General features: G+C 64.6%; 10 protein-coding genes. All 10 read left to right on the top strand.

The features are described from left to right. Positions 1 to 35: 35 nt before the first annotated feature. Positions 36 to 935, top strand: coding sequence for a peptide chain release factor N(5)-glutamine methyltransferase (gene prmC / locus RCJ92_RS04935; protein ID WP_446753917.1), 900 nt, complete (start codon positions 36 to 38; stop codon positions 933 to 935). A gap of 14 nt (positions 936 to 949) precedes the next feature. Then, on the top strand, positions 950 to 1,639 hold the full coding sequence (locus tag RCJ92_RS04930; protein ID WP_342773590.1) for an L-threonylcarbamoyladenylate synthase: 690 nt from the start codon (positions 950 to 952) through the stop codon (positions 1,637 to 1,639). Next, a complete protein-coding gene (locus RCJ92_RS04925; protein WP_446753916.1) occupies positions 1,636 to 2,757 on the top strand; it encodes an MraY family glycosyltransferase in 1,122 nt (373 codons plus the stop codon). Before RCJ92_RS04930 ends, RCJ92_RS04925 begins: the two co-directional genes overlap by 4 nt. A 155-nt stretch (positions 2,758 to 2,912) precedes the next feature. Next, complete coding sequence (locus RCJ92_RS04920) at positions 2,913 to 3,353, top strand: hypothetical protein (RefSeq protein WP_138173014.1); 441 nt, start codon at positions 2,913 to 2,915, stop codon at positions 3,351 to 3,353. Between the two features lie 289 nt (positions 3,354 to 3,642). Beyond that, positions 3,643 to 4,434 (top strand): F0F1 ATP synthase subunit A, encoded by a 792-nt coding sequence (gene atpB / locus RCJ92_RS04915; RefSeq protein WP_138173016.1) that lies wholly within the window; start codon positions 3,643 to 3,645, stop codon positions 4,432 to 4,434. 100 nt (positions 4,435 to 4,534) lie between these two features. Next, a complete protein-coding gene (locus tag RCJ92_RS04910; protein WP_054821307.1) occupies positions 4,535 to 4,744 on the top strand; it encodes an ATP synthase subunit C in 210 nt (69 codons plus the stop codon). Positions 4,745 to 4,825: 81 nt separating this feature from the next. Next, positions 4,826 to 5,380: a F0F1 ATP synthase subunit B gene (locus RCJ92_RS04905; RefSeq protein WP_138173018.1), complete on the top strand. Its 555-nt coding sequence runs from the start codon at positions 4,826 to 4,828 to the stop codon at positions 5,378 to 5,380. Further along, complete coding sequence (locus RCJ92_RS04900) at positions 5,380 to 6,192, top strand: F0F1 ATP synthase subunit delta (RefSeq protein WP_343833791.1); 813 nt, start codon at positions 5,380 to 5,382, stop codon at positions 6,190 to 6,192. Before RCJ92_RS04905 ends, RCJ92_RS04900 begins: the two co-directional genes overlap by 1 nt. A gap of 109 nt (positions 6,193 to 6,301) precedes the next feature. Continuing rightward, a complete protein-coding gene (gene atpA / locus RCJ92_RS04895) occupies positions 6,302 to 7,939 on the top strand; it encodes a F0F1 ATP synthase subunit alpha (protein WP_446753915.1) in 1,638 nt (545 codons plus the stop codon). Between the two features lie 73 nt (positions 7,940 to 8,012). Further along, complete coding sequence (locus tag RCJ92_RS04890) at positions 8,013 to 8,906, top strand: F0F1 ATP synthase subunit gamma (protein ID WP_054821356.1); 894 nt, start codon at positions 8,013 to 8,015, stop codon at positions 8,904 to 8,906. Positions 8,907 to 8,929 lie beyond the last annotated feature (23 nt).

The following is an 8,929-nucleotide window of genomic DNA, read 5'->3' as shown; positions in this document are numbered from 1 at the left end:
CCTGGGCCCGGTGATCGTTTCGTGCATCGCCATGGATGAGGAAGAGCGCCTGGCCCACCTGGGCGAGCAGTAGCCGGATGCTGTTCAGCGCCGCCCGCAACCAGGCCGAGGCGGACCTGGCGGCCGCCGCGGTGCCCAGCCCCAAGGTGGACGCCGAGCTGCTGCTGGCCCACGTGATCGGGGCCAGCCGCTCGGACGTGCAGCTGGGGGTGCTGCTGGGCCGTGAACTGCAGCCCGGACAGCACCAGGCCTACCAGGAGCTGGTCGCCCGGCGCGCCCGGCGCATCCCGCTGCAGCACCTGACCGGCACCGCCTACTTCCGCCACCTGCAGCTGAAGGTCGGGCCCGGGGTGTTCATCCCGCGCCCGGAAACCGAGTCCGTGGTGCAGCTGGCCCTGGACTTCATCGGCGAGCAACAAGGCGCCCGCCTTGTGGATCTGTGTTCCGGTTCCGGGGCGATCGCCGCGGCGCTGGCCACCGAACTGTCCGCACCCCGGGTCTGGGCCGTGGAGCTCTCCGACCAGGCGATCGGCTACACGCGGCAGAACTGCGAACCGCTGGGCATCAGCGTGCTGCACGCCGATGCCGGAAACCTGCCGGCCGGGCTGCTCCCGGAAGGCGGCATCGACGCCGTGGTCAGCAACCCGCCCTACATTCCACCCAGCGCCGTGCCGCGCGAGCAGGAAGTGCGCGAACACGACCCGCAGATGGCCCTGTACGGGCTGGGGGAGGACGGGCTGCAGGTGCCGCGCGCGGTCAGCGCCCAGGCGCTGGAGCTGCTGCGCCCGGGCGGATTGTTCGTGATGGAACACGCCGCGGTGCAGGCCGCCACCGCCGCCAGCATGCTGCGCGCCACCGGGTTCACCGAGGTCACCGGTCACCGCGACCTGAACGGACGGCCGCGCGCCACCAGTGGCGTGGCACCGGAAAAATAACCAACCATGAAAGAATGGGCACCGTGAGTTCACGATTCGACATCAGCGAGGACACGCAGCGCGAGGAAGGCCTGGCCGCCGCCCGCCAGGCCCTGCAGGCCCAGCGCTGCATCGTACTGCCCACCGACACCGTCTACGGGATCGGCGCGGACGCGTTCAGCGCCCAGGGCGTGGCGATGCTGCTGGCCGCCAAGGGGCGGGCCCGCACCATGCCGCCTCCGGTGCTGATCTCCCAGATCGGAACCATGGACGGGCTGGCCATCGACGTGCCGCCCGCCGCCCGGGCGTTGGCCGAGGCATTCTGGCCCGGCGCCCTGACCCTGATCCTCCAGGCCCAGCCGTCACTGACCTGGGATCTGGGGGAGACCAAGGGCACCGTGGGGCTGCGGGTGCCCGACGACGCGGACGCCCTGGAACTGCTGGGGCACACCGGGCCGCTGGCGGTCTCCTCCGCCAACCGCACCGGACAGCCGGCCGCCACCACCTGTGATGAGGCCGAAGCGCAGCTGGGCGCCAGCGTGGACGTGTACCTCGACGGCGGCCAGCGCGGCCTGCTCGGCGAGGCACAACCCTCCACCATTGTGGATGCCACCGGGGAGCACCTCTTCGTGGTGCGCCAGGGCGCGATTTCCCTGCAGGCGCTGCGCGAGGTGGTCCCGGAGGTCCTCGGCCTGGGTGAGAGCGCACCGAGCCAGGACGCATGAGACAGTACGTCCTGCTGATCGCCTTCAGCTTCGTCACCTCCTACCTGCTCACCCCCGTGGTGCGCAGCTTCGGGGCACGCTTCGTCTCCTCCCAGAAGCTGCGCGACCGCGACCAGCACAGCAACCCGATCGTAAAGTTCGGGGGACTGGCGATGATCGGGGCGCTGCTGGCCGGGCTCTGGGTGGCCAGCCGGCTGGAGTTCTTCGACGCAATCTTCCGCAACAATTCACCGATCATGGGCATCGTCTTCGCCCTGGTGGTGATCGTGGTGCTGGGGATCGCCGATGACCTCTACGACCTGAAGTGGTACGTGAAGTTCATCGGGCAGCTGGGGATCGGGGCGATCATCGCCCAAAGCGGGATCGTGATCAAGGCGCTGCCGGTGGGCACCTGGTCCATTGATTCCCCGGTGATGCAGTACCTGGTGACCATCGGACTGATCGTGTTGACGATGAACGCCATCAACTTCTCCGACGGGCTGGACGGGCTCGCCGCGGGGCTGACCGCGATCGGCGCGGCGACCTTCTTCCTCTACTCCTACGTGCTAGCCACCCACGTGAGCGCCGCGGACTACGCGAACCTGGCGGCGCTGCTGTGCGCCATCCTGCTCGGGGCGTGCCTGGGCTTTTTGCCGCACAACTTCAACCCGGCGAACATCTTCATGGGGGAGACCGGGGTGCTGGCGCTGGGGCTGATCCTGTCGGTGTCCACCGTGGTGGTCACCGGCGACGTGCAGGGCCTGGAGGCCTACCGCTTCCGCAACGTGCCGGCCTACATGCCCATGGCGCTGCCGCTGGTGATCATCTTCTTCCCGGCCCTGGACCTGCTGCTCTCGGTGATCCGGCGCCTGTCCAAGCGGCGCTCTCCCTTCGCCCCCGACTCGATGCACATCCACCACCGGATGCTGGCCCAGGGCCACTCGGTGCGCAAGAGCGTGCTGCTGCTCTACCTGTGGGCGCTGCTGGTGGCCGCCGGTGTGGTGCTGATCGCCTTCATCCCGCTGCAGGTGATGATCCCGCTGTTCGCCCTGCTGCTGATCGGCGCCGGGTTGCTGACCTGGTGGCCGCTGGTCTCCAAGCGTTACGCTTCGCTAACTGAAAGACTTCGTCATCGGTGACGGAGAAGCATTCTATCTCGTGTAGAATTTACTCTGGATCGTTCGCGGTCGGCCTTCGGGTCAGCGGCGAATAGACAGTTTTGCACGGCACGTTCTTCGGCGGAAGCAATCCCGCGGAAGTCCACGCTCAAGACTTTGCAAGCTAAGGACTTTGAATGCCCCAGACACCAGGCTCCGGCCGCGTCCCGGCATCCAAGGCCCCCGACTCCATCTGGATGCCGGTGTTGGTCAGTTCCCTGGTGTATGCGCTGATCGGCACCGCGGCCTTTTTCCTGATTTCATGGCTCGTGGCCGACTGGTGGTATGCGCTCTCGGGGATGCTGGCTGCCGCGCTGGTGATCGGTTTCTTCGCCACGGGTCTGCTCGTGGCCGAGCTGGCCGGGCGGATCCGCAGGAACTGGGCCATGCCCGCATTCCTGGCGGTCTTCGCGATCAAGGTCTTCGGGTTGGCGTTCGTGCTGTTGAACCTGGGGTTGCCCGGCTGGGCCAACCGACAGGGATTCGTGCTTGCCGCGGCCATCGTTTTGGTGGCCTGGCAGGTCGGGGAAATCCGGGCCTTCTCCAAGGCCCGGATGCCGATTTACAACGAGTCCTAACGCAGTGATCAGTGGCCGCAAATGTCATTGAAAAGCTGTGAGTTTGATAGGCTGTCTTCGGGTCATTTTCGAGGTGGCCGCAGCAACTGCGGTAGCCGACAAAATTTTGCGCTTCCGGGTGACCGGGAGGCATGATCGCGTCAGCGTCGATGCGCGAGTGTTTTCGATGCCGACCTGCGTACCCGATCGATCTTTTTCTACACGGTGAGAGGCAGTTACGCCAGTCACCGCCTTTGCCCGTGACCGCTACTGCAGAGAGGACAGCGCGTTGATCGCGTTTGCGCTCCCAATGGCCTCAAATGAGGGCGGATTCGTCCCGCCAACCGTGTCCGATACCCACCTGCCAGATATTTTCCCCTGGTTTGCTGAGTACGGCACCGGTGTCGGCAAGCAGATGATCATGATCGTGCTGTCGATCATCCTCATCACCTGGTTCTTCACCGCAGCCATCAGGAATCCGAAGCTGGTTCCCGGCAAGATGCAGTACCTGGCCGAGAGCGGCTACGCTTTCGTGCGCAACGGCATCAGCCGCGACATCATCGGCGAGAAGAACTTCCGTCCCTGGACCCCGTTGCTCTTTGCAACGTTCTTCTTCATCTTGCTGAACAACCTCTTCGGCGCGATCCCGTTCCTGCAGCTCCCGTCGTTCTCACACGCCGGTTCTGCATACGCGATGGCCATCATCATCTACGGCACCTGGATCGGGGTGGGCCTGAAGAACCACGGCCTGCGCTACTTCAAGCTGGCCGTAACCCCGGCGGGGGTCCCCGGTTGGATCCTGCCGCTGATGATTCCGCTGGAGATCATTTCGAACTTCATCGTCCGTCCGCTGACGCACTCGCTGCGTCTGATGGCGACGATGTTGGCAGGACACATCATTGTGATGCTGGCTGCTTCCGGTGCCCGTTACCTGATCACCGTCCAGGAAGGCCTGGCCTACAGCGGCCTGGGCGTTGCGGTGATCCTCGGTTCGGTTGCGATGTACTTCCTTGAACTGCTGATCATGGCCCTGCAGGCATTCGTGTTCGCCCTGCTGACCGCGATCTACGTCCAGGGCGCCATCGAAGCTGACGCGCACTAGGTCATTACTTCTAGAATCAAAAACAGATTTTCCCTCGCTCCCAAGGGAATACCTCACAACCTACCGATGACCAACTCGGTATCTTGAAAGGAATAAACAAATGCACGGCTCCTTGAATATGATCGGCTACGGCCTGGCTGCTATCGGTTCGGCAATCGGCGTGGGTCTGATCTTCGCCGCCTACATCAACGGTGTGGCCCGCCAGCCGGAAGCCCAGCGCATCCTGCAGCCGATCGCCCTGCTCGGCTTCGCGCTGACTGAAGCACTGGCCATCCTAGGCCTGGTTTTCGCTTTCGTAATCGGCGCCTAGTCTTTCCGCGATTTGTAGTGGCCCTGCCACTATCGCGGGGCCCATACACAAGCGGAAACTAGTAGATAAGGAAAAGTGAGAATGAACAGCACAGACTTCATCCTCGCTGCGGGCGAAGGTGCAAACCCGCTGCTGCCCAACCCGTGGGAGATTCTCGTCACGGGTGTCGGCTTCGCGGTTCTGCTCTTCATCGTCATCAAGGTCATTGCCCCGAAGTTTGAGCAGGCCTATGAAGACCGCGTGACCGCGATCGAAGGCGGACTGGAAAAGGCCGAGGCGGCCCAGAAGGAAGCAGAGGAGACCCTGGCCCAGTACCAGGCCCAGCTTCTGGAGGCCCGCACCGAAGCCAACCGCATTCGTGAGGAAGCACGTAGCGAAGGTGCCCAGATCCTTGCCGATCTGAAGGCCAAGGCCACCGATGAGGCCACCCGCATCACCGAGCAGGCTCAGCGTCAGATCGAGGCGGAGCGCAACTCCGCCCTGACCTCGCTGCGCAGCGACGTGGGAACGCTGGCCACCGAGCTGGCAAGCAAGATTGTTGACGAAGCGCTGCAGGACGATGCCCGTTCGCAGCGCGTGGTTGACCAGTTCCTGGCCGACTTGGAAAATCAGCAGAACGCAGGTGCATCGAACTAATGGCAAGTGTATCGAGCGAGTCATTGGCAAAGGCCTTGGAGGCCTTGGAGCCCAAGCTGGCCCTGGCGACCGTTGAGCTTCCCAAGGAACTGTTTGCGGTTCTTCAGGTGCTGGATACGAATTCCGGCCTTCGCCGCGCATTGACTGATCCGGCCCGTGAAGCCGCCGACAAGGCGGGGCTGCTGGCCTCGCTGCTGCGCGGGAAGGTCTCGGCCGACGCCGAGGACACCGTCAAGCAGCTGGCTTCCACCCGCTGGAGCTCGGAACGCGACATTAGCGATGCGTTGGAAACCCTGGCGGTCACCGCGGTGGCTGCCGTGGCAGAACAGCAGGCGAACGCTGCGGGATTGGACAAGCTGCAAAAGGACCTGTTCGACTTCACCGAAGTCGTGTCGGGCAACCACCAGCTGCAGGCCGCGCTGGACGACGCCCAGGCTCCGGCCGAGGCGAAGGCCAACCTGGCCCTGAAGCTGGTTCCGGGTGCCTCCTCGGCCGCGCAGCTGCTGCTGCGCCAGGCCGTGACCGCCCCGCGCGGGATGAAGCCGGTCCGCCTGGTGGAGCGTTTCATGGAGCTGGTGGCCAAGCGCCAGCAGCGCTGGATCGCCCACATCGTCAGCTCGCGGGCCCTGACCGACGTGCAGGTCCAGCGACTGGAAGCCAGCCTGAACAAGCTGTACGGCCGTGAGCTGAAGATCAACGTCTCGGTCGATCCGACTTTGGTCGGCGGCCTGGTGATCAAGGTGGGCGACGACATCGTCGACGCCTCCGTGGCATCGCGCGTGGCCGAACTGCGCCGCGCCCTGGCAGGGTAGGGCTTCACCACCAGGTGGAGTCCTGCCGGCCAGGACCACTTCAGACTTCAAACACATTCGATCCGTTGCCCAGCCTTCGGATCACAAATTAGGAGAGCAGGGACTGCAGATGGCCGATTTGACCATCAACGCTGATGACGTCCGCAATGCCCTAAACGAGTTCGCAGCGTCCTACGAACCGGGCAAGGCAGAGCGTACCGAAGTCGGACGCGTCATTACAGCTAGCGACGGCATTGCCAAGGTGGAGGGTCTTCCCTCCGTCATGGCCAACGAGCTGCTTCGTTTCGAAGACGGCACCCTGGGCCTGGCCCAGAACCTCGACACCCGTGAAATCGGCGTGGTCGTGCTCGGTGACTTCACCGGGATCGAAGAAGGCCAGAAGGTCGAGCGCACCGGGGAGATCCTCTCGGTTCCGGTGGGCGACGCCTTCCTGGGCCGCGTGGTGGACCCGCTGGGCGAGCCGCTGGACAACCTGGGCCCGATCGCGGCCGAGGGCCGCCGCGCCCTGGAGCTGCAGGCCCCGGGCGTGACCCAGCGCAAGAGCGTTGACGAGCCGCTGCAGACCGGCATGAAGGCCATCGACGCGATGATCCCGATCGGCCGCGGCCAGCGCCAGCTGATCATTGGTGACCGCCAGACCGGCAAGACCGCCATCGCCGTGGACACCATCCTGAACCAGAAGGCCAACTGGGCCAGTGGCGATGCGACCAAGCAGGTGCGCTGCATCTACGTGGCCGTGGGTCAGAAGGCCTCGACCATCGCCGCCGTGCGCCAGACCCTGGAAGAGCAGGGCGCCCTGGAGTACACCACCATCGTGGCCTCCCCGGCCTCGGACCCGGCTGGCTTCAAGTACCTGGCACCCTACGCCGGCTCGGCCATCGGCCAGCACTGGATGTACGGTGGCAAGCACGTTCTGATCATCTTCGATGACCTGTCCAAGCAGGCCGAAGCCTACCGCGCCGTGTCGCTGCTGCTGCGCCGCCCGCCGGGACGCGAAGCCTACCCGGGCGACGTGTTCTACCTGCACTCCCGCCTGCTGGAGCGTTGCGCGAAGCTCTCCGACGAGCTCGGCGGCGGTTCGATGACCGGTCTGCCGATCATCGAGACCAAGGCCAACGACGTCTCGGCGTACATCCCGACCAACGTCATCTCGATCACCGATGGCCAGATCTTCCTGCAGTCGGACCTGTTCAACGCCAACCAGCGTCCAGCCGTCGACGTGGGCATCTCGGTGTCCCGCGTGGGTGGTGCCGCGCAGGTCAAGGCCATGAAGAAGGTCTCCGGTACCCTGAAGCTGGAACTGGCCCAGTACCGCGACATGCAGGCCTTCGCCATGTTCGCCTCGGACCTGGATGCCGCCTCCAAGCAGCAGCTGACCCGTGGTGCGCGCCTGATGGAACTGCTCAAGCAGGGCCAGTACACCCCGTACCCGGTCGCCGACCAGGTCGTGTCCATCTGGGCCGGCACCAACGGCCACCTGGACGATGTGCCGGTCGCCGATGTGCGCCGCTTCGAGCAGGAGTTCATCGACTACCTGCGTCACCGCACCGAGGTGCTGAACGTGATCGACCAGACCGGCAAGCTGGAGGACGAGACCGTCGAGGCCATGAAGGCCGCCGTGGCGGACTTCAAGGCCGGCTTCTTCGGCGATGGCGCGGACCGCCTGGTCAACGCCGGCCACGAAGAGCACGACGCCCTGGATTCCGAGGCCGTCGACCAGGAACAGATCGTCAAGCAGAAGCGCTGACAATCTCCTTGGGTAGGTGGGGCGCCGCGCAGGCGGCGCCCCACCCCACCCAGGGGATAAGGAAAGGACACACATGGGAGCCCAGATTCGGGTCTACCGCCAGAAGATCGCATCGACCTCGTCGATGGCCAAGATCTTCAAGGCGATGGAACTGATCGCTACATCCCGCATCGGCAAGGCACGCAGCCGTGTCGCGGCCTCGCTGCCGTACGCCAATGCGATCACCCGTGCAGTTACCGCCGTCGCGTCGCAGTCCGACATCGATCACCCGCTGACCACCGAGCCGACGCAGGTGCGCCGGGCCGCGGTGCTGGTGATGACCTCGGACCGTGGACTCGCCGGGTCCTACTCCGCCAGCGTTCTGAAGCAGGCTGAGCATCTGATGGAACTCCTGCGGGAGGAAGGCAAGGAAGTCAAGACCTACCTGGTCGGGCGCAAGGCCCAGGCTTACTTCGACTTCCGCTCGCGCGAGTACGCCAAGGTATGGACCGGGGGAACTGACGCCCCGCTGTTTGACACCGCACGTGAGCTGCGCGAAGTCCTGCTTGAGGATTTCGCCAATGACTTCGAACAGGACGGCGTGGATGAGATCCACGTGGTCTACACCCAGTTCAAGTCGATGGTCACGCAGGAACCGACGGTTATCCGTCTGCTGCCGTTGGAGGTTGTCGAGGGTGACTCCGAGACTCCCGCCGACGAGTTGCTGCCGCTGTACGAATTCGAGCCGACCGCTGAGGAAGTGCTCGATGCACTGCTGCCGCGGTACATCGAATCGCGCATCTTCAACTGCCAGTTGCAAGCCGCCGCTTCCGAGCTCGCTGCCCGCCAGCGCGCCATGAAGTCCGCCGGCGACAACGCCCAGGAGCTGATCAAGAAGTACACGCGACTGCGTAACAACGCCCGTCAGGCTGAAATCACCCAGGAACTCACGGAAATTATCGGCGGCGCAGACGCGCTGAGCAGCTAAGTCCGCAAAGTTCCTACCAGACA

It is taken from the genome of Glutamicibacter sp. BSL13 (assembly GCF_052928425.1).
Note: the sequence above shows the minus strand (reverse complement) of the source record. Positions and strands in the feature narration are given on the sequence as shown.

Excerpts from the sequence above, each read along its gene's own strand:
- prmC (WP_446753917.1), top strand. The coding sequence starts at position 36 with ATGAGGAAGAGCGCCTGGCCCACCTGGGCGAGCAGTAGCCGGATGCTG.
- RCJ92_RS04930 (WP_342773590.1), top strand. The coding sequence starts at position 950 with ATGGGCACCGTGAGTTCACGATTCGACATCAGCGAGGACACGCAGCGC.
- RCJ92_RS04925 (WP_446753916.1), top strand. The coding sequence starts at position 1,636 with ATGAGACAGTACGTCCTGCTGATCGCCTTCAGCTTCGTCACCTCCTAC.
- RCJ92_RS04920 (WP_138173014.1), top strand. The coding sequence starts at position 2,913 with ATGCCCCAGACACCAGGCTCCGGCCGCGTCCCGGCATCCAAGGCCCCC.
- atpB (WP_138173016.1), top strand. The coding sequence starts at position 3,643 with ATGGCCTCAAATGAGGGCGGATTCGTCCCGCCAACCGTGTCCGATACC.
- RCJ92_RS04910 (WP_054821307.1), top strand. The coding sequence starts at position 4,535 with ATGCACGGCTCCTTGAATATGATCGGCTACGGCCTGGCTGCTATCGGT.
- RCJ92_RS04905 (WP_138173018.1), top strand. The coding sequence starts at position 4,826 with ATGAACAGCACAGACTTCATCCTCGCTGCGGGCGAAGGTGCAAACCCG.
- RCJ92_RS04900 (WP_343833791.1), top strand. The coding sequence starts at position 5,380 with ATGGCAAGTGTATCGAGCGAGTCATTGGCAAAGGCCTTGGAGGCCTTG.
- atpA (WP_446753915.1), top strand. The coding sequence starts at position 6,302 with ATGGCCGATTTGACCATCAACGCTGATGACGTCCGCAATGCCCTAAAC.
- RCJ92_RS04890 (WP_054821356.1), top strand. The coding sequence starts at position 8,013 with ATGGGAGCCCAGATTCGGGTCTACCGCCAGAAGATCGCATCGACCTCG.